At 39.8% G+C, this 24,895-nt stretch carries 22 protein-coding genes; 12 read left to right on the top strand and 10 right to left on the bottom strand.

Features of this window, described 5'->3' with window-relative positions:
* Nucleotides 1-64: 64 nt before the first annotated feature.
* Nucleotides 65-1,255, bottom strand: a complete 1,191-nt coding sequence (locus ACPC57_RS00155; RefSeq protein WP_172036844.1) for a chromate transporter — start codon at nucleotides 1,253-1,255, stop codon at nucleotides 65-67.
* A gap of 270 nt (nucleotides 1,256-1,525) precedes the next feature.
* On the opposite strand from ACPC57_RS00155, the gene ACPC57_RS00160 reads away from it, so the two are divergent.
* From ACPC57_RS00160 to ACPC57_RS00170, 3 genes are read left to right on the top strand one after another with little or no spacing between them, the layout of a single operon-like run.
* Nucleotides 1,526-2,797, top strand: coding sequence for a CapA family protein (locus tag ACPC57_RS00160; protein WP_277837492.1), 1,272 nt, complete (start codon nucleotides 1,526-1,528; stop codon nucleotides 2,795-2,797).
* A 9-nt stretch (nucleotides 2,798-2,806) separates the two neighbouring features.
* Nucleotides 2,807-3,643, top strand: a complete 837-nt coding sequence (locus tag ACPC57_RS00165) for a Cof-type HAD-IIB family hydrolase (protein ID WP_289647180.1) — start codon at nucleotides 2,807-2,809, stop codon at nucleotides 3,641-3,643.
* Between the two features lies 1 nt (nucleotide 3,644).
* Nucleotides 3,645-4,451 carry a Cof-type HAD-IIB family hydrolase gene (locus ACPC57_RS00170; RefSeq protein WP_277837490.1) on the top strand — a complete coding sequence of 269 codons (807 nt, stop codon included), beginning with the start codon at nucleotides 3,645-3,647 and terminating at the stop codon, nucleotides 4,449-4,451.
* Between the two features lie 385 nt (nucleotides 4,452-4,836).
* Here the strand turns inward: ACPC57_RS00170 and ACPC57_RS00175 are convergent, their stop codons facing one another.
* The 4 genes from ACPC57_RS00175 to ACPC57_RS00190 all read right to left on the bottom strand — a co-directional run bounded on the left by ACPC57_RS00175 (nucleotide 4,837) and on the right by ACPC57_RS00190 (nucleotide 7,990).
* Nucleotides 4,837-5,619 carry an ABC transporter permease gene (locus tag ACPC57_RS00175; RefSeq protein ID WP_217374265.1) on the bottom strand — a complete coding sequence of 261 codons (783 nt, stop codon included), beginning with the start codon at nucleotides 5,617-5,619 and terminating at the stop codon, nucleotides 4,837-4,839.
* A 1-nt stretch (nucleotide 5,620) separates the two neighbouring features.
* On the bottom strand, nucleotides 5,621-6,400 hold the full coding sequence (locus ACPC57_RS00180; RefSeq protein ID WP_172036838.1) for an ABC transporter permease: 780 nt from the start codon (nucleotides 6,398-6,400) through the stop codon (nucleotides 5,621-5,623).
* The gene (locus ACPC57_RS00185; RefSeq protein ID WP_172036837.1) at nucleotides 6,393-7,376 is read right to left on the bottom strand and encodes an ABC transporter ATP-binding protein; all 984 of its coding nucleotides are present in this window, start codon (nucleotides 7,374-7,376) and stop codon (nucleotides 6,393-6,395) included. Before ACPC57_RS00185 ends, ACPC57_RS00180 begins: the two co-directional genes overlap by 8 nt.
* Nucleotides 7,377-7,456: 80 nt before the next feature.
* A complete protein-coding gene (locus ACPC57_RS00190) occupies nucleotides 7,457-7,990 on the bottom strand; it encodes a TetR/AcrR family transcriptional regulator (RefSeq protein WP_434065429.1) in 534 nt (177 codons plus the stop codon).
* Nucleotides 7,991-8,119: 129 nt separating this feature from the next.
* Here ACPC57_RS00190 and ACPC57_RS00195 point away from each other — a divergent pair, with 129 nt between their 5' ends.
* Nucleotides 8,120-10,579 carry a YhgE/Pip family protein gene (locus ACPC57_RS00195; protein ID WP_434066055.1) on the top strand — a complete coding sequence of 820 codons (2,460 nt, stop codon included), beginning with the start codon at nucleotides 8,120-8,122 and terminating at the stop codon, nucleotides 10,577-10,579.
* 43 nt (nucleotides 10,580-10,622) lie between these two features.
* Here ACPC57_RS00195 and ACPC57_RS00200 read toward each other — a convergent pair whose 3' ends face one another.
* From ACPC57_RS00200 to ACPC57_RS00215, 4 genes are all read right to left on the bottom strand, one after another.
* A complete protein-coding gene (locus ACPC57_RS00200; RefSeq protein WP_130554381.1) occupies nucleotides 10,623-11,129 on the bottom strand; it encodes a phosphatidylglycerophosphatase A family protein in 507 nt (168 codons plus the stop codon).
* Between the two features lie 100 nt (nucleotides 11,130-11,229).
* Nucleotides 11,230-12,279: a hypothetical protein gene (locus ACPC57_RS00205; protein WP_434066056.1), complete on the bottom strand. Its 1,050-nt coding sequence runs from the start codon at nucleotides 12,277-12,279 to the stop codon at nucleotides 11,230-11,232.
* Nucleotides 12,276-13,031 (bottom strand): DUF1700 domain-containing protein, encoded by a 756-nt coding sequence (locus tag ACPC57_RS00210; protein ID WP_434066057.1) that lies wholly within the window; start codon nucleotides 13,029-13,031, stop codon nucleotides 12,276-12,278. Before ACPC57_RS00210 ends, ACPC57_RS00205 begins: the two co-directional genes overlap by 4 nt.
* Entirely contained in the window at nucleotides 13,018-13,344 is a 327-nt protein-coding gene (locus ACPC57_RS00215) for a PadR family transcriptional regulator (RefSeq protein ID WP_434066058.1), read from the bottom strand. The genes ACPC57_RS00210 and ACPC57_RS00215 overlap by 14 nt, the downstream gene beginning before the upstream one ends.
* A gap of 341 nt (nucleotides 13,345-13,685) precedes the next feature.
* Here ACPC57_RS00215 and ACPC57_RS00220 point away from each other — a divergent pair, with 341 nt between their 5' ends.
* Entirely contained in the window at nucleotides 13,686-14,066 is a 381-nt protein-coding gene (locus ACPC57_RS00220; RefSeq protein ID WP_434066059.1) for a CidA/LrgA family protein, read from the top strand.
* A complete protein-coding gene (locus tag ACPC57_RS00225; RefSeq protein WP_172036830.1) occupies nucleotides 14,059-14,754 on the top strand; it encodes an LrgB family protein in 696 nt (231 codons plus the stop codon). The genes ACPC57_RS00220 and ACPC57_RS00225 overlap by 8 nt, the downstream gene beginning before the upstream one ends.
* A gap of 34 nt (nucleotides 14,755-14,788) precedes the next feature.
* On the opposite strand, the gene ACPC57_RS00230 is transcribed toward ACPC57_RS00225, so the two are convergent.
* Nucleotides 14,789-15,589 (bottom strand): formate/nitrite transporter family protein, encoded by an 801-nt coding sequence (locus ACPC57_RS00230; RefSeq protein WP_130554378.1) that lies wholly within the window; start codon nucleotides 15,587-15,589, stop codon nucleotides 14,789-14,791.
* Between the two features lie 139 nt (nucleotides 15,590-15,728).
* On the opposite strand from ACPC57_RS00230, the gene gla reads away from it, so the two are divergent.
* The 6 genes from gla to ACPC57_RS00260 all read left to right on the top strand — a co-directional run bounded on the left by gla (nucleotide 15,729) and on the right by ACPC57_RS00260 (nucleotide 24,765).
* The gene (gla, locus tag ACPC57_RS00235) at nucleotides 15,729-16,574 is read left to right on the top strand and encodes an aquaglyceroporin Gla (protein ID WP_217374261.1); all 846 of its coding nucleotides are present in this window, start codon (nucleotides 15,729-15,731) and stop codon (nucleotides 16,572-16,574) included.
* A 131-nt stretch (nucleotides 16,575-16,705) separates the two neighbouring features.
* A complete protein-coding gene (locus ACPC57_RS00240) occupies nucleotides 16,706-18,238 on the top strand; it encodes a helicase HerA-like domain-containing protein (RefSeq protein ID WP_434066060.1) in 1,533 nt (510 codons plus the stop codon).
* A 112-nt stretch (nucleotides 18,239-18,350) separates the two neighbouring features.
* Entirely contained in the window at nucleotides 18,351-18,962 is a 612-nt protein-coding gene (locus tag ACPC57_RS00245) for an NUDIX hydrolase (protein ID WP_171989565.1), read from the top strand.
* A 147-nt stretch (nucleotides 18,963-19,109) separates the two neighbouring features.
* Entirely contained in the window at nucleotides 19,110-21,575 is a 2,466-nt protein-coding gene (locus ACPC57_RS00250; RefSeq protein WP_434066061.1) for an FAD-dependent oxidoreductase, read from the top strand.
* A 274-nt stretch (nucleotides 21,576-21,849) separates the two neighbouring features.
* Entirely contained in the window at nucleotides 21,850-23,043 is a 1,194-nt protein-coding gene (locus ACPC57_RS00255; RefSeq protein ID WP_274504281.1) for a quaternary amine ABC transporter ATP-binding protein, read from the top strand.
* Between the two features lie 9 nt (nucleotides 23,044-23,052).
* Nucleotides 23,053-24,765: an ABC transporter permease/substrate binding protein gene (locus tag ACPC57_RS00260; RefSeq protein ID WP_434066062.1), complete on the top strand. Its 1,713-nt coding sequence runs from the start codon at nucleotides 23,053-23,055 to the stop codon at nucleotides 24,763-24,765.
* Nucleotides 24,766-24,895 lie beyond the last annotated feature (130 nt).

Genomic DNA, 24,895 nt, shown 5'->3' on the forward strand with positions numbered 1-24,895 from the left:
CAGTTTCAATAACTGATCTTAGTAAGCATACTGCCAGTTTTTGTTTTCTATTGTTGGAAACCAATTATCCCCATAAGAGGCCTAATAATAGGCTTGCCATCACAATGAGTGGAGCAGGTATTTTTTTATAAAGAAGAAAAGCCAGTGAGGCGAGGAAGACCAACCACATACTAAGCGAATCATTGAGTAGTGGCATTTGTTTGAAGGCAGTCCATGTAATGATCGCAGCAACGACAATTGAGACACCTTTTAGAAAATGTCGTACATAGTGCAAGTTGCGGTATTCTTGCCATAGTGGAGTTGCGAAAAAGACCAATAATGTCCCGGGCAGAAAGATCAGTGCTCCTCCAACCATACCTAGCAATAGAATAAGAAAAGGTGAGCCTGTTAATGAGCGTGAAGTAACAAATGCAGCAAAACTAAAAAGGGGTCCGGGAACAGCTTGATCTAATGTATAACCTGCTAAGAAGTCAACTTGGTTTAGGAAATGTTGTCCATTAACTAAATCTTGGATCATTAGAGGAATCATGACCTGACCACCACCAATGACGGAATAACCATAACGGTATATGGAAGAAAATAAGGAGATATTTCCACCCCAGAAAAAAGTTGCAGACTCAAAAGAAACAGCTAGTAAAAGGATGATTCCAACTAAAAACCACTTGGGCTTGCTATGCGTTGTTACTTGCTTCATTTCATCTCGGACCTTGAAAAGATTTGGAAGGATTCCTAAGAAACCACCGAATAGCAACAATGCAAGTACCATCCAGACAGACCAGGGAATAAAAAGAAAAGCCAAGCAACAAAAGAGAAGATACTCAAGCCCATCATTTTTGGAGTGAATAACCTTGCGGGTTAGTTGAATAGCAGCGTAAGTAATAAAGGCAATCGCTGTTGCAGGAAGAAAGGTCAGTAACGACTGCCATTGTTGATGATATGTCAACCAATCTAAAATAATTCCTAAAAGGCTCATCGTAAAGAGGGCTGGCATTATCCATATGCCAAGTGTTGTGAGAGCTATTATTGGACCACCTACACGGTATCCTATCGCAGTAATCGTTTGAGTACTAGAAGGTCCTGGGAGCAATGAAAATATGCCAATCAGTTCAGTCAATTCTTCCTGGCTAATGTACTTCTTTTTTTCAACCATTTCTTTACTGAAAACGCCATAATGGGCTTCTGGTCCCCCGTAAGATGCAAGAGTACAGATAACGACGGTTTTTATGAACTCACGTGTCTCAATAGCTTGTTTCATATCATTCTCCTGTAACAGTTCCTATTCTTTCAGTCTATCATACTTATTCACAAAATTCGAAACAATTTGATTGGAGCAACAACTGAATACAGTCCAGAACTTACTGAAACACTTATGTTGCTCCTTTTATATCCTTTTTAAGAGATAGATAGGATATGCTATGTTTCTATTGGTTGTTTTTTTATCGTCTGTGAACACTATTGTTTTAGATTTTTCGTTGAAAAAGTCGTATAATAAGTAAGTAAAGGACTTAATATGAGGAGGATTGATATGGGAAGAAGAACTAGCTATGGTCGCAGAAATAGACGAGCAGTATCACGGACAAGAGGACACTTTTTCTTCATTTGTGCATTAGCCGGAGTATTGTTGTCTATCATACTTTTAAATGAATATTTCACATCAGGAAAAAGTCAGCCGGCAGAAAAACAACAAACTGAGTCTAGTAAGGTCACGCCATCAAGTCATGCTTCAACAGTAGATACTGTTCGGATTATGGCCCATGGGGATTTACTGTATCATTTACCAATTCTTCGAGGGTCAGAGCAATTTGATGGGAGTTATGATTTTTCGGAGAATTTTACCTATGTCAAGCCCTGGATAGACCAGGCAGATTTTGCTATTGCAGATTTTGAAGGGACTATTTCGCCAGATTTTGATTTGGCGGGGTATCCACTTTTTAATGCCCCCAGCATCGTTGCCACCAATATTCATGATGCAGGCTATGACTTGGTGGACTTGGCTCACAATCATATCCTAGATTCTCATCTTTCAGGTCTGATTTCCACAGTTAATGCTTTCCAGCAAGCTGGGGTGGACACGGTTGGAGTCTTTTCCGACGGAAATCGGTCAACTGCTCCAGTCTATATTCGTGAGGTAAATGGTATTCGAATTGCAGTATTAGCCTATGCATATGGTTTCAATGGGATGGAGGCTTTGCTGAGTCAAGAGGAATATGATGCATATTTATCAGATTTCAATCAAGAAAAGATGCAAAAAGAGATTGAACAGGCTGAAAAAGAGGCGGACATTACCATTGTCATGCCCCAGACGGGTGTGGAATACCAGTTGCAACCAACGGAAGAACAGACGAGTCTATATCGGGAAATGGTAGACTGGGGAGCAGACATCATTTTTGGAGGACATCCTCATGTGGTTGAACCAGCTGAAATTATTGAGAAAGACGGCCAGAAAAAATTGATTATCTATTCTATGGGAAATTTTCTGTCTAATCAGCGTATAGAAACCATGGGAGATACCCCTAATGCCCAGTGGACTGAGAGAGGTGTTCTAATGGATGTGACCATTCAGAAAAAGGATGGTCAGACAAGTATTCAAGCAGCTCAAGCTCATCCCACCTGGGTTAGTCGTGTTTCAAAGGGTACTTATTCAACAGAAGGCTATGAACAATTCACTTATCAAACCTATATATTAGAAGATTGGATTGCTGGTGGGCAGTATTATGGACAATTGGACCCTGAGACACAGGCGCGTGTGGATACAGCCTATCAGGAAATGAAAGATTTTGTTAACTTAAACTGGTAAGGAGAAAAAATGACGGTTGAATTAATCGCAACAGATATGGATGGAACATTTTTAGATGGTCAGGGAAGTTTTGATAAAGAACGTTTTTCTATCATTTTGAATCAGTTAAATCAAAAAAATATTCCTTTTGTGATTGCTAGCGGCAATGGAATGGTTAGATTACTGCAACTTTGTAAAGGATTTGAAGACCGACTAATCTTTGTAGCAGATAATGGGGCTCATGTCTATCAGAATGGTAAAACACTTATTCGTCGTACTATTCTGCAAGAGGAAACGAAGGCTATTTTAGATTTTTTCAGTGGTCAATGGGCTGACGTGTGTCTGATGTTATCAAATGAAGAAAATATTTATATGCAGGTAGGAGCAAATATGCCTTTTGCAGGAACTGATTTACCAATCGAGCCTGCACAAATGGCTGCTTTCCAAAATCGAGTGAAATACTTAGAAAATCTCAATACTTATCCCACCACTGATCCGATTTATAAGGTCGGTCTATGGGTGACTGAAAATCGCGTAGATCAACTAACTGAGCGGTTTAATCAGGCTTTTCAAGGTCGATTAGTTGCAGTAACAAGCGGTTATGGCTCAATTGATATCTTACCACATGGTATTCATAAGGCTTGGGGCTTGGAGCAAGTTTTGAACAGTTTAGGGATTGATCCTGAACACGTGATGGCATTTGGTGATTCAGACAATGATATCGAATTATTGTCCTACGTAGGGTACTCCTATGCTATGGAAAATGCGACTGACAATGTTAAAGCTGTTGCAAAATACTTGGCTCCCCACCATAGTCAAGCTGGTGTTTTTCGTGTAATAGAAAATTATATTGGAAAGGAAGAATAATATGATTCGCTTAGTTGCTTTTGATATGGATGGAACTTTTCTAAACTCACAAAACGATTATGATCGTTCAAGATTCAAGAGAATATTTAAACAACTACAAGAACAGGGGATTAGAGTAGCGGCCATTTCTGGAAACCAATACCAACAGATTCGTTCTTTTTTTACGGAAGAGGCAAATCATATGACTATTGTTTCTGAAGTGGGTGCCGTTATTGTGGAAAATGGTGTTAGAATTTTTGATACACATTTTGAGAAGCCTGTTGTTGAGCGAGTACTGGAAATATTACATCAAAAAGATTTACTTAAATCTTGTTCCGTTAGTGGTTTTAAAGCACTTTATTATGCAAAAGATGTGAAGGATGATTTTAAACAATTAATTCAAGGTCATAATTTTGTCTGTGAGGAGGTGGAAAGCCTCTTGCAGTTACCAGATGATGAGATTACGCTGATTACTCTTAATCTACCTAAAGAGACAGTTTCAGCATTATTGGAGGAACTGAATCAGGCTACTCACGGACAAGCTCGTGCTGTGTCAAGTGGATTTGGTTTTATTGATATTATTCCTCCTGGAGTGAATAAGGGTGTCGCTTTAGACTTTCTTGCCCGTCGATGGGGGATTTCTCCTGATGAAGTAATGGTCTTTGGTGATAGTGGTAACGATTTAGAAATGCTTGAATATGCTAAATATTCCTATGCGATGGAAGGTAGTCCAGAGGAAGTGATTAGAGCAGCAAAATTTGTCGCTCCTTCAAATAATCAATCAGGAGTATTAGAAGTGGTTGAACAAGTACTGCTGACCTCAAACTAAAACAGCTTGACTGCTTAAAGGCGGTCAAGCTGTTTTAGTAGGTAATGATATCGTCATTTAGATTATACTCTTCAAAAATCAAAAGCAGATGTTGTTGACTTGATTTGATGAGTGAAAGGCTCCAGTGGAGCCTTTCAGCCTGTTACCTTGAAATAAAATAGTAACAGGGCTCTATCTGCATCAGCGTCGCCTAGTCTGATAAGGAACTGAGGTGAAGGCCGTACTGTCTGTAGCTTGTCGCCTAGGACTAAAACCAAACTAAAACACTCAAAAAGCAACGGTCACTGACTTTATTTCCAACTTAAAGAAGTCCCCCGGACTTCAGCTACAGACATCCAGCTCCGCTGTCTTTTATTTCCAACTTAAAGAAGTCCCCCGGACTTCTTTAACCACCTACACTGGTGAATTTGGTCATGCCGTAGCGGAAGATTTTGTAATTGATGCTAAATATGACGATAAGGACAAGTGGCAAGGCCAGTCCCCACATAGATAAATCTAAAAAATAGAGTGCTGGGAAATAAGCTGTAAAGGCGTAAGGAAAGACAAATATCAGAAGAATTTGAATGATTTTTGGATAGATATTTAGAGGATATTGGGCCATCTGATTGAGGGAAAAAATACCCATAGTTAATGGAAAAGACTCTACAATCCAAAAAGCTAGAGCAGTAGGTCCAAGCTGTATTGCTGCATAGAGTAGGCCAATACAAATTGTAATAAAAATGAGTAAGATTAGTTTGCCAAGACTCCATTCCAGGCCAAGTTCTTTGGAAGCTTGAAAGAGGGCAATGGAACCGATAAGCGTCGTTCCAATTCCTTGTGGCTGAATTCGTTCACAAATGAGTTGAAAGAGTGGATTGACAGGCATCAATATGAGTCGTTCAAATTCTCCCTGTCGGATATAGCGACTACCAAATACCCAAAGATTATCAAAGAAAATTAAGTGAATAGATCGACCGACTGTTGCAATTCCATAGATGAAAAGCATTTGGCCGTAATTGAAACCGGCAATTTCCTTAATGTTTCCAAAGAGAATGTTGAGGAAAATGAGATAGACAATTTGTTCAATCAAAGAGGAGAAGAGCCCGATAAAGAAGTCCACGCGAAATGACATCTGAGCCATCATGAAGACTTTGATATTATACAAGTAGAGGCTGATATATTTTTTCATGTTAACCTCCAAAAATGACAATGCGTCGTTTGGCTTGAGACCAAAGGCCTACAATAAAAATAGCGAGAAAAGGTATCCAAAGAACTTGCAAGCCCAAAGCCCTTAGATCGCTTTCTTGCCCAAGTAAAATGGAGATAGGGACATTAACAGCATAATTATAGGGCAATAGCTTTAAAAAGTTTTCCACGGCCTTTGGATAAAAGCTGAGTGGCAAGAGTGCTCCAGAGGCTAGATTGAAGAGACCGGTTCTTAAGAGCATAACGCCCCAAGCGTTGACTGTAAAAAAAGCCAAAAATCCAAAAGCCATATCAAGTAGCTGGACGATAAACATGCCGAGGATGGAGCTGACGAGAAAAAGGAGTAGTGTTTTCCCATCAGGCAAATAGAAATCTTGATGAACAAGCAAGATTCCGATAAATACTAGTCCAAATTTAAAGAGTTCCAACAGTTTATTTCCTAAATCTTTGAAAAAGAGGGCTAGGATAAAGGAGTAGGGTCTGAGAAATTCTCCAGCAATGCTCCCTTTCAAAATACTATAAGATAAATCTTCACCCAGTGAGAAAGAATTCAAACTGGCTAGTAAATTCGCGAAAATAATATAAGTGGTAAAAGTCTGCAAGGTAAAACCGTTGACTTCAGATTGAGTAAAGAAAATAGTTTTCCAGACATAGAGAGCCACCAAGATCTTCACTGCCAGTGAAACGAAGGTTGCTAGAAAGAAAGCCTTGTATTGCATGGCAGTCATCATAGTCAGGCGGGTCATATAGAAATATTTACGCATGAATACCCTCCTCATAAATTTGGCGGACCATGGTTTCAATTTCCAATTCTTTCATGGTAACATCTTCCACAGTAAAGTGATTGAAGACTTGCTCAATCACCTGAGCACTGGTCCAAAATTTACTTTGGTAGTGAATTTCAAAGTGAAAATCATCTTTACGAACAAATTCCAAGCCTTCCAATTGTAAGTCCTGTTCAATTGGTTTTTCTGTGGAAAAAAGGATGGTTTTGATAGTGGAAAACCGTTCTTTTAGAATGGTCAGAGAACCATCGTAAACTTTTTTGCCTTTATCAATGATGAAAATCCGCTCACAGAGACTCTCAATGTCCTTCATATCGTGGGAAGTAATCAAAAAGGTGGTTTGATATTGCTGATTCATGTAGCGAATAAAGGAGCGAATAGTCTCCTTTACGCTGGCATCCAAGCCGATGGTCGGTTCGTCCAAAAAGACAACGGCAGGTTGGTGAATAAAGATAGCTGCAAATTCACAGCGAACTCGTTGTCCTAAAGAGAGATTACGGATAGGTTGCTTCATGATGTCTGACAAATCCAATAAGTCAATCAATACAGTTAATCTCTCTTTAAATAGCTGATCTGGAACATCATAAATTTTGGCGTGTAGAATAAAAGATTCCTGTACGGGTAAATTCCAATCAAGATGCGATTTTTGCCCAAAGAGGACGCCAATTTGCTTATTCACTTCCTTACGCTGCTCTTGTGGGTTCAACCCGTTGATGCGGACTTGTCCTTGGTCAGGAAATAAGACTCCAGTTAACATTTTGATTGTGGTTGACTTACCAGAACCATTTGAGCCAATATATCCAATAATTTCTCCTTTCTCAACTTGCAAGGAAATGTCTTGAACTGCTGGAATTAATTTTTTCTTTGGTTTGAAAAAGGCTTTAATTGATCCTTTTAAACCGACTTCTTTATCTATAACTGAATAAGTTTTTGATAGATGCTCTGCTTGAATCATATCTGAATCTCCTCACTGAAAACGTTTGCGCAACATTTAGTATAACACAATTAAGGAGATTTGGAACGAAAAATGAAGCATTACGGCAACATTTTAATAAGGAAATCGGTCATATATTGAGGAGATTCTTGCTTCCCGTTTTTTATCCATGCTTGTACAATTCCAAAGAAGGCGTGGGAAAAGTAGATACTCCGATATTCTTTTTCGAGTGAGGATAGATCCTCTTTACCCAAACGTTCAGCCAAATCATTTGAAATGAGCAATCGTACTTTGTTGATGAGGAAATTTTGGATTTCTTGGGTACCATTATGGGTCAGTAAGGATGATAATAGTTTTTCACGGTAGAGTAGTTCAAAAATTTCTAAGAAAGAGGACTGTCGATTTCCATCATAGCGATCAAATATGGCCTCTAACTTGTGAAATAAGCCTTGTTGGTAGGAGTCAATCAATTCATACTTATCCTTATAATGGGTATAAAAACTTGAGCGACTAATTCCTGCTGTCTGAGCGAGATGGGTGGTTGTAATCTCATTAAATCCTTGAGTTTCTAAGCAAGTCACCATTGCTTCTAAAATGGCTTGACGAGTTCGTTCTTTTCGATTATCTGTTTCCATATTCTCTCCTTTTGAACATTTTTAGACACATTGTCTAAAAACAATTCTTCCTACTTGATTTTGAAAATGATACTTGTATAATGTATTTTATCAGTTTTTAGACAGGGTGTCTAAAGAGGAGGAGTTTTTATGTCAGAAAAAGTAAAAAATTTTTTCACTAGACCAATGACCTTGATTACCATTATTGGTATAGCTTGTGTCCCGGCCTTATACAATCTTAGTTTCCTAACCTCTATGTGGGATCCTTATGGACGATTGGATCAGCTACCTGTAGCAGTTGTAAACCAAGATCAGTCTGCAACCTTTCAAGATAAAACCTTAACCATTGGTGATGATATGGTGGATGATATGAAAGAAAGCAAGAGTCTGGATTTCCACTTTGTATCAGAAAAAGATGCAGAAAAAGGTTTGGAAGAAGGGGACTATTATATGGTCATTACCCTACCAGAAGATTTGTCAGAAAAAGCATCTAGTCTCTTAACGGACCAGCCAGAGCATCTAACAATTTCCTATCAAACATCTAAAGGTCACAGCTTTGTCGCCTCAAAGATGAGTGAATCAGCTATGGAAAAATTGAAAGCATCTGTTTCAGAGACGATTACTGAAACATACACCTCGGCTGTTTTTGACAGCATGGGAGAGATTCAATCTGGTATGGTTGAGGCGGCAGATGGAAGTCAACAATTGACAGATGGAGCTAGTCAATTAGAAACCGGAAGTCAGACTCTATCATCAGGCCTATCTACCTTATCTTCATCAGGCCAATCACTCGTGACAGGAGCAAACCAATTGGCCACCGGAGTTGTGTCTTATACAGATGGAGTCAATCAGGCTGCTTCAGGAAGTCAAACACTTTCCAGTGGCTTAACCACCTACACAAATGGGGTAGCGAGTCTTGCTTCAGGTGCGGAACAAATAAATGCCAATTCCTCTCAGCTCATCGCTGGGGTGGGACAATTGCAATCAGGAGCAAGTCAGGTTGAACAACTGGTAACAGGAGCCAATCAATTGCAGGCAGGCTTGGAGCAACTCGCTAGTTCAACTAGTTTGTCTGCCGAACAGTCTAGTCAGATACAGTCCTTATTGACAGGGCTTCCTCAGTTGCAAGTGGCCATCAACCAATTAAATGATAGCCTATCAAGTATCGGAGGAGTTGCAGTGAATACCACTACTCTATCTAGTCTCTTGACGGAGATGGGTGCTCAAGCTCAAGGATTGTTAACTGCAGCACAAGCCGATAAAACAGCCAGCATTGCAGCCTTACAAGCAACGGCTACCTATCAAAGCTTGACAGCTGATCAGCAAGCTGAATTGGTTGGAGCCCTCCAAAATTCGCCTTCTACAACAGTGGCAGCAGCCCAAACGATTTTGGGCCAATTATCTCAACTGAGTCAAGCCTTATCTAGTCTACAAAGTCTTTCTGGTCTTGGAACGCAGTTAGGTCAATTGCAATCAGCTGTCGGTCAGATCAACACGGCTGCCAATCAGGCATTACCAGGTGCTACAACAGCCATTAAAAACCTATCAAGTGGCTTAAGTCAGGTCAACACAGCTTTGAACAAGCAAGTTCTACCAGGAACTCAAGCCTTGACGAGTGGTGTGAGTCAACTTCAAACGCAACTGTCAAGTGGAGCTAGTCAACTCATGTCAGGGGTGACAGCATATACAGCAGGTGTTGCCCAACTAGCAGAGGGTGGAGCTCAGTTGGTTGCTAACAATAGTAGTATCCAATCTGGAGGTAGCCAGTTAACATCAGGATTGGCAACCTTAGCTGCTAACTCTAGTCAACTTGTCAGTGGTTCAGGGCAACTGGCTTCTGGTAGTCAGCAATTAATTGCTGGTGCGGATCAATTAGCTAGTGGTGGGCAAACCTTGACAAGTGGTATTTCGACCCTACTTGTCGGCAGTGAAACCCTAACAAATTCACTCAGTTCAGCCAGTCAACAACTATCAGTCATCTCTGTAGAAGACAAAAATGCACAAGCAGTTTCTCAACCAGTCACCTTGGAACACAGTGACCAAGATGATGTGAAGACCAACGGTGTCGGAATGGCTCCTTATATGGTATCTGTCGCACTAATGGTTGCAGCCTTATCTACGAATGTTATTTTTGTCAAACACATTGATAATCGTTCCTACAAAAATCGTTGGGATTGGGCTAAAGGGAAACTGTTATTGAATGGCGCAATTGCCAGTCTGGCAGCACTGATTTTATATGGAGTTCTTCTGTTAATTGGGGTTGATCCGGCTCATCCAATGGCAACCTTGGGATTAATTCTTTTGGCCTCATGGACCTTTATGGTCCTCGTTACAGCCTTGGTGGGCTGGAATAATCGGTTCGGTTCCTTTGCAAGTTTAATTATCTTGTTATTGCAACTGGGTTCAAGCGCAGGTACCTATCCGATCGAACTTAGCCCACGCTTCTTCCAAGTCATTCAGCCCTATCTTCCAATGACGTATTCTGTTTCAGGTCTTCGTCAAACCATTTCTATGGCTGGAAATAGTAGTCATCAAGTTTGGATGCTGAGCCTCTTCTTAGTAGGCTTCATGGGATTAGGTCTCTTGATTTATAATCAGAATAATGAATAATTAGAAAACCAACTGCTCACAATGTGGACAGTTGGTTTTTCAGTTAATTTTGGTTGGTAATTGCACTTTTATCGGGGTCGTTATGTGCGATTCGACTAGCAGCAGCGGCTGCAATTGCGCAAACGATATCGTCTAGAAAAGTATGACAATGCACCCCATCCTTGCTATTGAGTTTGGCGATGATTCCTGGTTTTGATTTGTCTAAATATCCATAGTTGGTAAAGCCAATCGTACCGTAAAGATTGACGATTGACAATCCCATAATTTCATCAATTCCATACAACCCCTCATCTGTCATCAGAATAGACTGAAGGGGTTGAGAAAGTGCTCCTTGTTCAGCTAATTTATCCAATTCGATTCCAGTAATAATTGCGTTTTGTACCTCTCGCTTCGTTAATACTGCCTCAACGTTTTCTAAGCATTCTGATTGTGTCAAATGTGGGATATACTTATTTTGTAGATGCATGACTAGGTCAGCAATATCCTCAAGTTGAACACCTCGTTCTTTCAAGAGATCATAGGAGTAAATCTGAAGAGGTTTAGTAGACATAAATGAGTCCTCCTTAGTGTGTGATTGAGTCTTTTTGGTAAAAAAATGCAGATATTATTCAGTAATGTATCTCGACGATATCTGCCAGTGTTTAGGGCGACTATTCTTTACCAAGCTGAATGACTCCATTTGTGGAAGTGATAGTCAATTTATTCTTGCTATCTTTTTTTCCACTTGTAAAAGTTTGTTTATTGTCTCCAATGGTAACTGTTTGTTCCTTATAAACGCCCTCAGGGAAGATTCCAATCTCTTTTAATTGTTCCTGTAAATTGGCATCTTCTTGTATTATACTCTCAATTTCTTCATCCGTCAGGTCGCTTTCTGCATAATAGAAAAGTTTTCGTTTATCGATTGAGAGTTCTGCAGTAAGTAGAGCCTCCTTTTGGCTTTTCTCAGATAAATTGATACGTGAATTTGTGTGTGGATATTCCCCATTACCCGTAAAACTATTTTCACCAATTACAGTGATATTGGAAGTGTCTATACTATCGTATTGTCCCCAGGTTGTATTTTCCAGCTGGCTATCTGAGATATGGAAACTACTAGCATAACCAGTAGCGGTCAGATTTTTAAGGGTTGAATCCTCAATGTAGACATTTCCATAGTCCGTATTAATACTTCCGTTCTCGATAGTAGATCGGATAATGGACGGACTGCCATAAAGTGAAACTTGTTCGATATGGATACCTTCTATAGAAAGTTCACCATTCGTACCGGATTCTAATTTTTTCAGTATTTTCCCTTTTGGGATTTCGATGGTAACCTCTAGATTCTCGTAGTTGCGAGTAGCAACGTTCTCTGCAAGAAACTGCATGATACCGCTGATTTTGAAATCAGAAACAATAGAATCAAGAATCAATTCGCCATCATTTTCTGTAACTTGGAAGGGAAGTTGGAATCCTTTTTCAAAATCATGGTACCGAACGTGATAGTCACTGTCTTCAGATTCGATGATACGAATGGATCGTTCCCATCCACCGTTGATTAGAACAGAGTCTAATTGCTTGTAGGATTGCTCTTTGTAGGTTGGTTTCACGACATTACTTAATTGATCAACCCCTCCAGAGAAGAAGCCAATCCCTGTCATAATCAAACCGAGTATCAAGCAGACAAAACCAGTAATGCTAGCAATGAGTAATTTCTTTTTCATGCTCGTTTACCTCTTTTCAATATCCATTGGAAAAAAGCTTTAACTAGTTTCCAAGACCAATAGGCAAAAATAAGAGTCACTAGACAGACTAATAACGCTCCGCCTAACATGGTTAAGCCACTACCGAATCCTAGTAGGAATACACCGATGCCATGTGAAAGTAGACTAAATCCTTCCCAGATAAGATAGCCTCCACTGACAAATAGTCCGACACCGAGAACGAATCCTCCCATGATGAAACCAATTATTAGCAAGACGAGAGCTACTAAGGCACCAAGTAAGATAAGGAGAACGGGTATGGCAATTGGAAGTGTAACGATGGCCAGCATGGCTAACCAGATAACTTTTTTCGCTTTTCTAACTTCTTGAAAGTTTTTTCCTAAGTAAAAGGCTCCTGCAATCGAAGTGATAAAAATCCCAGCGATGCCAAGGAGGGGTTCGATAAAGAGGAAAAATACAGATAGTAAGAGGGCAAGGACAAGACCGGCTACCATGTATAGTGGTCTATAGTTGATTGGTTCATCATTCACTTCTTGAACATCTTCAACTTGAATATGGCGGTTTAATATGTTAGTAATCAACTCACTGGCTGCTTCTTTCGGGGAACCTAATTCCTCCATGATAGCGGTTTCTTTTTCTGGACCAGCTTCGTCAAAATATTCATTGAAAAAAGTAATGGCTTCTTGGAATTCTTTATGAGGCAATTTTTTCAAATATTTTTCCAATTGAGCCATGTATTCAGTTCTTGTCATGGCGGACGCTCCCTTCTATAATGCCGTTTATCGTGTTAGTATATGTATCCCAGTCATCTTTTAATCGGACCAATTCTTCGTGCCCCAATTGGGTCAAACTATAATATTTCCTCACTCTTCCCTGGTATTCACGGGAGTAGGTCGTTAAAAAGTCATTTTGCTCCAATCGCTTTAGGATGGGATAGAGGGCGGACTCCTTGATGTTGGCAATCAGCTTAATGGTCTGACAAATTTCATAACCATAAGAATCATTTGACTCTAAAATGGCCAGGATGAGAAATTCTGTCAGCACAGCAGGAACGGGAAAATGCATGTCTGTCACTCCTTTCACTTATTTTGGCAATCTTGGGTATTATTTTGATATATGCTTTTATCTTTTATATATCAAATTTCAATATATATAAAATATACACCCGTAAACCAATCTTGTCAAGCGTTTATATGTAAAAAATATCCGCAAACTATTTTCAAGGGATTTCAGGTGTAAACGTTTTATCACCTTGAAAAATAATTTCAGAGTAGTAAACTTAATGTATGGAATAGCAATTTTTATGATTTCATACTGTGAGGGTTATCTGAAATGAAGGAATTGTTAATGTTGGGGACATAATTCGTGTATTACAAACGGCCATAGGAGTTGAATGGAGGAATGGAATGAAATTATATGTTCAGTTTATGATTATTCTGGTATTTTCATTTTTAGGGGAAGCTATTTCGATTATTTTTCATCTTCCTATTCCGGGAAGTATCATTGGTTTAATCCTCCTATTCTTAGCCCTAGAGTTCAAATTAATTCGTCTTCGCCACATTCATACGGTTGGAAATTTTTTGCTGGCTAACATGACCATTCTTTTTTTGCCTGCAGCGGTTGGGATTATGGAGAGATTTGATGCAATTAAAGATTATTTACTTCCTATTATCATCGTCATCTTAGGCGCCATTTTTTTAAATATCTTAGTAATTGGTTTTGTTGTCCAATTTGTGAAGCAGAAGTTTGAGGGCGACTACATTGATGCGGAGGGAATTCATGACTGAACTTTTTTCCAATCCTATTTTTGGTATTATGTTATCAATTGCAGCATATTTAATTGGAATGCTGATCTATCGGAGATTTCCTCATCCAATCACTACCCCACTGTTGGTAGCTACAGGATTGATTATTGTCTTTTTAAAAATGACAGGTATTTCCTATAAGGAATATTATGCAGGAGGTTCCTATCTAAATATGCTTATTGTGCCTTCAACGGTAGCTCTAGGAATTCCTTTATATCGTTCTTTCCATCTAATGAAACATCACATTCGAAGTATTTTATTGGGAATTTTTGCTGCTTGTATTGTCAATACTGTCTTTACTGCCCTGATTGCCAAATGGTTTGGGATGGATTTTTTTCTAGCAATCTCTCTTTTTCCAAAATCTGTCACCACTGCTATGGCTGTTGGTATTACTGATAAAATGCAAGGAATAGCAACAGTTACTCTTGTAGTCGTTGTTGCAACAGGGATTCTGACAAGTGTTCTTGGTCCGGTCTTTTTAAAGCTACTAAAAATTGAAGACCCGGTAGCTGTTGGTCTTGCTTTGGGAGGAACAGGACATGCCATTGGAACGGGTACAGCGATAAAATATGGGCATACGCAAGGGGCGATGGCTGGCTTAGCTATTGGGATTACAGGCATCATGTATGTGGTGATTAGTCCTATAGTTGCGCAGATTATCTTACAATAAAAAAACTACGATTGGAATTCCAACCGTAGTTTTTTTAGTCTACATAAAGTTTGGATTGATTATTCAACCAACTATAAAGAAGTCCGATAAAGAGACCGCCACCAACGTAGTTTCCTAGTCCAGAAAAGAGGAAATTGCTTAATACACTTAATAGGTTCATTCCCTCAACTGGTCCACCATTTGAGAAGAAGGCTAAAGAGAAGAGAGAGAAGTTTGCGATGACGTGCTCATATCCCAAGAAAGCAAAGATAAAGATGATGAAAATAACGGAAATGAGACGTCCGGCATCATCTTTGATGCGTAAGAAGGTAAATACGCCGATATTCACAATAATATTAGCAAAGATTCCTTCAATAAACTGGGTAAGAGGTGTTTTTTCTAGTTTTGTCACTGTCGCTTCAAATAGGTAGCTATGAGCATCAACGTGCTGATAAGGTAGAGTCAGTGAGACCAAGTAACAAACAAGGACAGCGCCGATGAAATTGAAAAGGATAGAGGTTGCCAACATCTTGAGGGCTGTTTTAGTAGGAATTGTTTTTCGGTGAATGGCAACAGTCATATACATCATGTTGGATGTTCCAAGTTCGGCATTCATATATAAAATCATGAGTAATCCCCAGCCAAACATCAAACTGTAGCTAAATTTTCCGAGCCCTTCTGCGACGTGGTTTAGTTTATCTGCCGTATAAAGAGAAATGACAATCCCCAAACCTAGATAGAGGCTGGCTAACATCGATCGAACAGCGTAGGCAGAAAAGCTGTGTTCAAACAAATCTGCTTTTTTCTTATTGCTTTTTTCAATTGTATATAGTAGTGTAACTTGGGTAGCTCCCATCCTAATCTCCTCACTTTATCTACTACTTTTTTCGAGTAAACGTTTTCTTTTTATCGAATGGCTTTACTTTGTTTATTATACTTGATAAAATGGTTGTTGTCCAAAATAATTCAACTTTTGAAAGGAAATTTAGAAAAATATGGATGTTACATGGACAGTGAAATATATCACTGAATTTATTGCGACTGCACTCCTCATCATCATTGGTAACGGTACAGTTGCAAACGCTGACCTTAAAAGCACTAAGGGAAACAACTCTGGTTGGATTCTGATTGCGATTGGTTATGGTTTGGCAGTTATGATGCCAGCATTGATGTTTGGTAATGTTTCTGGAAACCACATCAACCCAGCCTTCACCCTCGGATTGGCAGTATCAGGCCTCTTCCCATGGGAACATGTTGCACAGTATATCGTTGCTCAATTGTTAGGTGCAATGTTTGGTCAATTGGTTATTGTAACGGTTTATAAACCATACTTTATGAAAACGGAAAATCCAAACCATATTTTGGGTTCATTCTCAACGATCAACGCGCTTGACAATGGTACAAAAGAAAGTCGTAAAGCGGCAACGATCAATGGTTTCTTGAATGAGTTTGTTGGTTCATTTGTATTGTTCTTTGGTGCTCTTGCTTTGACTAAGAATTTCTTTGGTGGAGAGCTTGTTGGTAAAGTCATTGAACAAGGTTACGACAAAACAGTTGCTGAAACAATGGTTGCGCCATATACATCAGGTTCACTTGCTGTTGCTCACATTGGAATTGGTTTCCTAGTTATGGCTCTTGTGGCTGCTGTTGGTGGACCAACAGGTCCTGGTCTTAACCCAGCGCGTGACCTTGGTCCACGTATCGTCCATGCCCTACTTCCAAAATCTGTTCTTGGTGAAAACAAGGCTGATTCAAAATGGTGGTATGCTTGGGTTGGTGTATGTGCTCCAATTCTTGCTGCAATTGTTGCTATTGCACTTTTCAAATTATTGTATCTTTAATAGTGAACCCGATTCGTCGGGTTTTTCTTTTTTGTTTTATGGATACTGAGGTGATTCGGTTGTCTGCTCTGCTATTTTCCTAGAAACTATGCTACAATAAAGCTAGAAAAAACCGGAAAAGAGGCTAGAATATGTCAGATGTTATTGCTTTTGGTTATGGAAGCAGTCGAGCGGAGATGCAGCTGAAGCGACTCAATCGTCATGGAATCATCGCAGGTGCGACAGGTACAGGGAAGACCGTAACCTTAAAGGTCTTGGCAGAGCAGTTGAGTGATGCGGGCATTCCAGTCTTCCTATCAGATATCAAGGGCGACTTGAATAGTTTGATTGCGGCCAATACCAAGGAGATTGATCCTAGTCGTCTGGAGAAGACCCACTATTCAGATTATAGTCCAGTTGCTTATCCAGTTGAGTTGTGGGATGTCTTGGGGCAAAATGGGACTCCTGTCCGCATGACTATTTCAGAGCTGGGGCCTGTCTTGTTGACGCGCTTGCTGGGCTTGAATGATACTCAGGAGTCCATCTTGAACATCGTTTTTAGAGTGGCAGACGAGCATGGACTTCTCTTGGTTGACTTAATGGACCTGCGTGCTATGCTCAATTTTGTAGCCGAAAATGCAGCAGAGCTGAGCCAATATTATGGAAATATTCCAGCTCGTTCGGTTGGTGCCATCTTGCGTAGCTTGGTTGTTTTGGAGCAACAAGGTGGTAAGATTTTCTTCGGTGAGCCCAGTCTTGACATTGCTGATTTGATGCGTACAGCAGAAGATGGCCGTGGTGTTATCAACGTCCTTCAAGCTACTGAGTTATTCAATCAACCAACTCTTTATTCGACAGTCCTTCTCAGCCTTTTATCAGAACTCTATGAAGTCCTACCCGAGGTGGGCGATTTGGACAAGCCTAAGATGGTCTTCTTCTTTGACGAGGCTCATGTTCTCTTCAAGGACGCTCCAAAAGTTCTTCTTGAAAAGATTGAATTGATTGTTCGTTTGATTCGTTCAAAAGGTGTTGGTGTCTTCTTTGTAACGCAGAATCCGACGGATATTCCTGATAGCGTGGCAGCTCAGTTGGGCAACCGCATCCAACATGGTCTTCGCGCCTTTACACCAAAAGAGCTCAAGACAGTCGCGACTGTTGCCGAAACCTTCCGTCAAGAAGGTGGGAAGGATTTGGCTAAGGTCATTCAGGAATTGCAGGTAGGTGAAGCGGTTGTGTCTACTCTGCAAGCTGACGGGACACCAAGCTTTGCGGATCGAGTATTGATTTACCCTCCAAAGAGTATGCTTGGAACGGTGGAGCCAAGCGCCCTTTTGTCAGTCATTAATAATTCTCCTTTGATGGAAAAATATGCTGACGCGGTCAACCGTGAATCTGCCCATGAGCAGATTTTAGCCATGACAGAGGCTAAAGAAGCTGAACTCATCAAAAAAGCAGAGCAGGCTGAGGAGGAAAAACGGGCGGAAAAAGAAGCTCAGGAAAAGGCAAAATTGGAAGAAAAAGCACAGAAAGAAGCGGCTAAAGCTGCTCAAAGAGCCAATCAACCAACCAGCCGAAAAACCGATTCTGTAATGGATCGCTTTACCAAAAACTTGATGAGTCAGGTTGGTCGGGAAGTTGGGCGCGTGGTGACACGTGGTATTATGGGCATGTTAAAAGGGAAGTGAGAGTCATCTCCTTCTTTTTTTATTTCATACTTAGAGACAAACTTCTTGCATTCTAACTGTAAATTCGTTATGATAGAAATAAATCACTAGTTAGTACAAAAAGGAGTAAGCGATGCCGAATCAATTGGAAGAACTATTGGCAAATTATATTCCTCAACCTTTAGGCGAAAAACGATGTTTTTCAGTCCTCCTACCATTGGTTTGGTCAGAGAATCAATGGCAGATTCTATATCAAGTTCGCAGTGAATCAATCTCTCAGCCTGGAGAAGTCTCATTTCCTGGTGGAGGAGTTGAGGAAGGAGAAACACCACAGCAAGCAGCTGTTCGGGAGGCTGTGGAGGAACTAAATATTCAACCAGAACAAATTGATATACTTGGAGAAATCGATTATTTGGTCTTTGAGCGCTCGACCATTCATTGCTTTGTAGGACGGTTAAATCTGGATTGGATGACTATCGTCCCTAACGAAGAGGTTGCTCGGATATTTACGGTGCCATTATCCACCCTGCTGACAATCCAACCTGTCTATTATCAATTGGATTCTAAAGTCGTTCCAGAATGTGATTTTCCTTTTGAACGATTAAGAGGAGGAATTAGTTACCCATTTAGTTATCAAAAGCGCTCTATTCCATTCTATGAACAACTTCCTGAAAATATATGGGGAATGACAGCTCAATTTACCCACAGATTCACTGAAATTATTAATCAACAAACTTCGCCGTAAAGTTGGCGGAGTTTTTATTTTTCTGTACGGATAGATAGCAAGTTCCTAAGTGCAGGGGAGTTAAACTGGTGAAAAAGACATAATAGAACATTGACAACATACCCCGCAGGGTATATAATGATAAAAAAGAATATTTAGGAGTACCTCATGTCTAAAAAAATTGTTATTATTGGTGGAGTTGCGGGTGGTGCAACAGCTGCAACGAGGTTGCGTCGTTTAAATGAAGAGGACAAGATTGTTCTATTTGAAAAGGGAGAGTATATTTCTTTCGCGAACTGTGGACTTCCCTATCATGTTGGCGGAGTTATTAAGGAACGCGAAAATTTATTGCTTCAGACAGTTGATGGGATGAATCAACAATATGGATTGGATGTTAGGAACTTTTCAGAAGTGCTAGAAATCAATCCGCAGAGTAAAAGTGTAACAGTGCTAAATCATCAAACAGGTGAACGCTATGTCGAGTCATATGATCAGCTCATTATTTCCACTGGTGCAAAAGCGATTGTGCCACCGATAGTTGGTATAGAAGAGGCTGATAATGTCTTTACTTTACGAAATATTCCTGACATGGACCAAATAAAGGCATATATCGCAGAAAACCAGATTGCGACAGCAACCGTTGTTGGTGGTGGGTTTATCGGACTTGAAATGATGGAAAATTTAGTGGAATTAGGAATTCAGGTTCAGTTGATTGAGATGGCCCCCCAAGTTATGCCGACAATTGATATAGAAATGGCACAACTCATTCATTCACAGATGAACATCCATGGTGTTAATTTGATTTTAAATGATGGCCTAAAGGAGTTTCGACAAAATGGAAGAGAGCTACTTCTAACCAGTGGCAAAACCCTTCAAACAGATATGACTATTTTATCAATCGGAGTCCTACCTGAAAATACGTTGGCTAAGGTTGCTGGGCTTGAATTGGGCTATAAAGGGGGCATCAAGGTTAATCAACAATTGCAGACGAGTCAACCTGATATCTATGCCATTGGTGATGCAATTGAAGTCATTGATTTGGTTAGTGGTCAGCCGACCCATATCCCACTTGCATGGCCATCCAATCGTCAAGGAAGATTGGTTGCTGATATCATCAACGGTAGTGATGCAGGATATTTCGGTACACAGGGAACAGCTGTTGCTAAAGTGTTTGAATTAACTGTAGCTAGCACAGGAAATAGTGAGAGATTATTAAAACAAGCAGGTATTGAATATGAAACGATCCATATTCATCCAAATTCACATGCAGGTTATTATCCGGGAGCATCTCCAATTGCCCTAAAACTCTTGTTTGGAATAGATGGGAAAATATTAGGAGCCCAAGCAATTGGGACAGAGGGTGTAGAAAAACGGATAGATGTGATCGCGACTGCCATGCGTTTTGGAGCACGTGCAGACCAACTAGCTAGTATTGAATTATCTTATGCTCCACCCTATTCATCAGCCAAAGATCCAGTCAACATGCTGGGGTATACTGCTGATAACATCCTCTCAGGGAAAGTAGCTACTTTCCAATGGTCACAAGTTGATGAATTGATAAGTAATAATGCCTTTTTATTGGACGTTCGAGAAGAATTTGAACTAGCAACTGGTACAATAGAGTCTAGTCACCACATACCTCTAAATCAATTGCGCCAACGGTTGGGAGAACTTCCCAAAAATCAACCAATATATGTTTACTGTCAAGTAGGACATCGTGGCTACAATGCTGCACGCATATTAAGTCAAGCAGGATTTGATGTAAAAAATCTTGATGGTGGCTATAAAACTTATAAAACTGCTCATTATCGCATAAAACCACTAGATTATCTATCTTTCAATCAGACAAGACATAAAAGTGAAGACCTTAAAGAGCCTTCAGAAATCATACATCTAGATGCCTGTGGCTTACAATGTCCGGGACCAATTTTAAAAGTGAAAGAAAAAATAGATAAGATGTCTATTGGTCAAAAAATGGAGATTGAAGCAAGTGATTTCGGCTTTGGTGCAGACCTTGCAGCTTGGTGTCAAAATACTGGAAATACTCTACTATCAAACAAGATTGAAAATGGAAAGGTTCTTGCGACAATTGTGAAAGGGAAGTCTTCTATTTCTGAGAGCGAGATGAAAAATCTACCGTCATTAGGGCAAGAGGGAGTTTTAAAGGAGACAAAAGATGGTGCAACGATGGTTGTTTTCAGTGGTGACTTGGATAAAGCTTTAGCCTCAATGATTATTGCTTCTGGTGCAGCTGCATACGGGAAAAAGGTAACGATTTTCTTCACCTTCTGGGGCCTATCTATTCTTAAGAAACAAAAGGTGAAAAAGTCAGGCTTGGCCAAGTTATTTGATATCATGTTACCTTCCAAAGCGAATAACTTACCACTTTCTCGGATGAATATGGGAGGAATTGGAGCATCGATGATCAAATACATTATGAAGCAAAAAAATGTTGATTCTCTTCCTGATATGATTGAGCAGGCACATCAATTGGGTGTTAAATTTGTGGCTTGTACGATGAGTATGGATTTAATGGGGATAGAAAAAGAAGAATTATTTGATTTTGTTGAGTATGGCGGTGTAGCAACCTTTATCGGGGACAGTGAGCAGGCAAATATGCAATTATTTATTTAGAAAAAAATCGGATGGAAACATTCGATTTTTTATTGTACGTGTATTAAACAATCCTGAATGTATACTATGAGTAAGACCCCAATTTGAAAATTTTAGAGGTGGATAGAGTTAGTTAAAAAAATAAATAGAACTGTATATAAAATTGCCAGTGACACAAAATTCATTATTGTTTGTAACCTTACTGATAAACACTTGTAATAATGATACCAGCTTTTAACATTCAAAGTGACAATATATGTTAAAATTATATATGTTCACTTTGGAGGGAGAAAAAATGGAATCAATATTAGAAATAAAGAATGTTACGAAAATTTTTGGAAAAAAACAGAAACAGGCATTGGAAATGGTTAAACAAGGAAGAGCCAAAACAGATATTTTGGAGAAAACCGGTTGTACAGTAGGTGTTTATGATGCAACTTTCGAGGTGAAACAAGGTGAAATATTCGTTATTATGGGTTTATCTGGTAGCGGAAAATCGACCCTCATTCGCCTGATTAACCGTTTGATTGAACCAACATATGGTAGTATTTACATTGAAGGACATGATATTGCAAAAATGAATCAAGATGAATTAAGACAAGTTCGTCGTCATTCCGTTAATATGGTTTTTCAAAAATTTGGACTTTTCCCGCATAAAACTATTCTTGAAAATACGGAGTATGGGTTAGAAATTAGGGGTGTGGATAAGGCTGATCGACAGAAATTGGCCGAACAAGCACTAGAGAATTCCTCACTCTTACCTTTCAAAGATCAATACCCTGATCAATTATCCGGTGGGATGCAGCAACGAGTAGGTCTTGCAAGAGCTTTGGCCAATAACCCCGATATATTATTGATGGATGAGGCATTTTCGGCCTTGGATCCACTCATTCGGAAAGAAATGCAGGATGAATTATTAGACCTACAGGAAAAAGTTCAGAAGACTATCATCTTCATCACACATGATTTAAACGAAGCCTTACGTATTGGGGACAGAATTGCTCTCATGAAGGATGGTAAGATTATGCAAATAGGGACGGGTGAAGAAATTTTAACCAATCCTGCTAATGAATTTGTCAGTGAGTTTATCGAAGATGTCGATCGTTCAAAAGTGTTAACAGCTCAAAATATTATGATTAAGCCGATTACGACAAATATAGATATTGATGGCCCAAAAGTTGCCTTGAGACGGATGGACACAGAAGAAGTGAGTATGCTTCTTGCTGTCAATCGTCAAAGAAAATTACTAGGAGTCATTTCGGCAGATGCGGCATTTAAGGCAAATGCAAAACAGCATAGTTTGATTGACTATATTGATACGGATATTCGTACAGTCTCAAAAGATACCTTGCTAGAGGATATTTTACCTCTAATTTATGATTCGGCAGCACCTATTGCAGTTGTTGAAAACGGTCGTTTGATAGGGGTGTTAATTAAAGGTCGTGTCATCGAAGCTCTCACTAAACAAGGAATTGAAATAGAAGAATAGGAGATCAGTGTGGATAATATATTACAAAATAGCTTACCGATTAAAGATTTGGTAGACAAAGGAATTGACTGGCTGACCGAGCATTTAGCAGGACTTTTTAAAGTCATTCAAGTAAGTGGTGACACGATGATGAACTTCGTTTCAGATACTTTGAATGTAATTCCTCCCTTACTTTTACTGATTGTGATTCCTGCCCTTGCTTACTATGTTTCTAGAAAAAAAGGTTTCACCGCTTTGACGATGTTGGGGTTGCTGTTCATCTATAATCAGGGATTATGGGAAGAAATGCTATATACATTCACTTTGGTGCTTGTTGCAAGTCTAATCTCTGTTCTATTAGGTATCCCCTTGGGTGTTTGGATGGCTAAGAGCAATCGTGCCAAATCAATCATTAGCCCGTTGTTGGACTTTATGCAGACCATGCCAGCATTCGTTTATCTAATCCCTGCTGTTGCATTCTTTGGGATTGGAATGGTTCCAGGGGTCTTTGCTTCCGTCATTTTTGCCTTGCCGCCAACTGTTCGATTTACAAATTTGGGAATTCGTGAGATTCCAGAAGAATTGATAGAAGCATCAGAATCATTTGGATCAACCGATCGACAACGCTTGTTTAAAGTAGAGCTACCCTTAGCAAAAAATACTATTTTTGCGGGAGTGAACCAAACAATCATGCTCGCTCTTTCTATGGTCGTTACTGCTTCGATGATTGGTGCTCCGGGTTTAGGAAATGGAGTTTTATCTGCTCTACAACATGCAGAGATTGGTGCAGGTTTTGTTTCAGGTCTAGCGCTGGTTGTATTAGCTATCATTATTGATCGCTTTACTCAGTTTTTAAACCAGCCGAAACGGAAAGCTGCTAAGCACTCAACATTTGCAAAGTTCCTTGCTCCAATCTTGCTAATCTCATTTTTGATGACTGGTATTACTCAATCCTTCCTAAAGGCCACCACATCTGATAAAAAAGAAATCACCCTTGCCTATGTGGAGTGGGACTCCGAGGTGGCTTCTACAAATGTTTTAGCAGAGGTATTAACATCTCAAGGATATGATGTCAACCTCATCCCATTGGATAATGCAGTAGCTTGGAAATCAATAGCAGAAGGAAATGCGGATGCTTCTGTCTCTGCATGGTTGCCGACAACCCACCAAGCACAATATGAACAGTATAAAGATCAACTGGTAGATTTGGGCGCAAATTTGTTTGGTACCAGTCTTGGCCTAGCTGTGCCAAGCTATATGGACATCTCGACAATTGAGGAATTGACCTCACAGGCCAACCAAACGATTATCGGAATTGAACCTGGGGCTGGAATTATGGCAGCTGCTGACTCCGCAGTCAATGAATATGCGAACTTATCCACGTGGTCATTGACCGCCTCTTCAACAGGTGCTATGGTTACCTCTTTGGAACAAGCATTGAAAAATGAAGATGATATCGTGGTTACGGCTTGGATGCCTCACTGGATGTTTGCTAAGTACGATTTGAAATTTTTAGAAGATCCTATGGGAGTATTTGGTGATGCGGAAGAAATCCATACCATTGTCAGACAAGGTCTAAAAGAGGATCAGGCAGATGCTTACAACATTATTGATCAGTTCAATTGGGAACCAGATGATATGCAGGCTGTCATGTTGGCAATTTCAGAAGGCAAGACTCCTCGTCAATCTGCAAGAGATTGGATAGAATTAAATCCTGATAAGGTAAAAGAATGGTTGGATTAAATTCATTTATTTTTACTTGAGGGTAACATCGAGGAATGACAAATGGCGCAATCGTCTTATTTTAAGAAAAGCTGTTGTTTGATGAAAATCCTATTTCAATTAATATGCTTGGAAAACATCTAAACAGTAC

This window comes from Streptococcus sp. VTCC 12886 (assembly GCF_049893425.1).
GTDB classification, from domain to species: Bacteria; Bacillota; Bacilli; order Lactobacillales; family Streptococcaceae; genus Streptococcus; species Streptococcus suis_AA.

Coding starts and splice junctions, on each gene's coding strand:
- ACPC57_RS00215 (WP_434066058.1), bottom strand. CDS start 13,344: ATGCATTTTCCCGTTCCTGCTGTGCTGACAGAATTTCTCATCCTGGCC.
- ACPC57_RS00180 (WP_172036838.1), bottom strand. CDS start 6,400: ATGCGTAAATATTTCTATATGACCCGCCTGACTATGATGACTGCCATG.
- ACPC57_RS00170 (WP_277837490.1), top strand. CDS start 3,645: ATGATTCGCTTAGTTGCTTTTGATATGGATGGAACTTTTCTAAACTCA.
- ACPC57_RS00155 (WP_172036844.1), bottom strand. CDS start 1,255: ATGAAACAAGCTATTGAGACACGTGAGTTCATAAAAACCGTCGTTATC.
- ACPC57_RS00245 (WP_171989565.1), top strand. CDS start 18,351: ATGCCGAATCAATTGGAAGAACTATTGGCAAATTATATTCCTCAACCT.
- ACPC57_RS00195 (WP_434066055.1), top strand. CDS start 8,120: ATGTCAGAAAAAGTAAAAAATTTTTTCACTAGACCAATGACCTTGATT.
- ACPC57_RS00255 (WP_274504281.1), top strand. CDS start 21,850: ATGGAATCAATATTAGAAATAAAGAATGTTACGAAAATTTTTGGAAAA.
- ACPC57_RS00200 (WP_130554381.1), bottom strand. CDS start 11,129: ATGTCTACTAAACCTCTTCAGATTTACTCCTATGATCTCTTGAAAGAA.
- ACPC57_RS00160 (WP_277837492.1), top strand. CDS start 1,526: ATGGGAAGAAGAACTAGCTATGGTCGCAGAAATAGACGAGCAGTATCA.
- ACPC57_RS00210 (WP_434066057.1), bottom strand. CDS start 13,031: ATGACAAGAACTGAATACATGGCTCAATTGGAAAAATATTTGAAAAAA.
- ACPC57_RS00220 (WP_434066059.1), top strand. CDS start 13,686: ATGAAATTATATGTTCAGTTTATGATTATTCTGGTATTTTCATTTTTA.
- ACPC57_RS00175 (WP_217374265.1), bottom strand. CDS start 5,619: ATGAAAAAATATATCAGCCTCTACTTGTATAATATCAAAGTCTTCATG.
- ACPC57_RS00225 (WP_172036830.1), top strand. CDS start 14,059: ATGACTGAACTTTTTTCCAATCCTATTTTTGGTATTATGTTATCAATT.
- ACPC57_RS00250 (WP_434066061.1), top strand. CDS start 19,110: ATGTCTAAAAAAATTGTTATTATTGGTGGAGTTGCGGGTGGTGCAACA.
- ACPC57_RS00205 (WP_434066056.1), bottom strand. CDS start 12,279: ATGAAAAAGAAATTACTCATTGCTAGCATTACTGGTTTTGTCTGCTTG.
- ACPC57_RS00190 (WP_434065429.1), bottom strand. CDS start 7,990: ATGGAAACAGATAATCGAAAAGAACGAACTCGTCAAGCCATTTTAGAA.
- ACPC57_RS00230 (WP_130554378.1), bottom strand. CDS start 15,589: ATGGGAGCTACCCAAGTTACACTACTATATACAATTGAAAAAAGCAAT.
- ACPC57_RS00165 (WP_289647180.1), top strand. CDS start 2,807: ATGACGGTTGAATTAATCGCAACAGATATGGATGGAACATTTTTAGAT.
- ACPC57_RS00185 (WP_172036837.1), bottom strand. CDS start 7,376: ATGATTCAAGCAGAGCATCTATCAAAAACTTATTCAGTTATAGATAAA.
- gla (WP_217374261.1), top strand. CDS start 15,729: ATGGATGTTACATGGACAGTGAAATATATCACTGAATTTATTGCGACT.
- ACPC57_RS00240 (WP_434066060.1), top strand. CDS start 16,706: ATGTCAGATGTTATTGCTTTTGGTTATGGAAGCAGTCGAGCGGAGATG.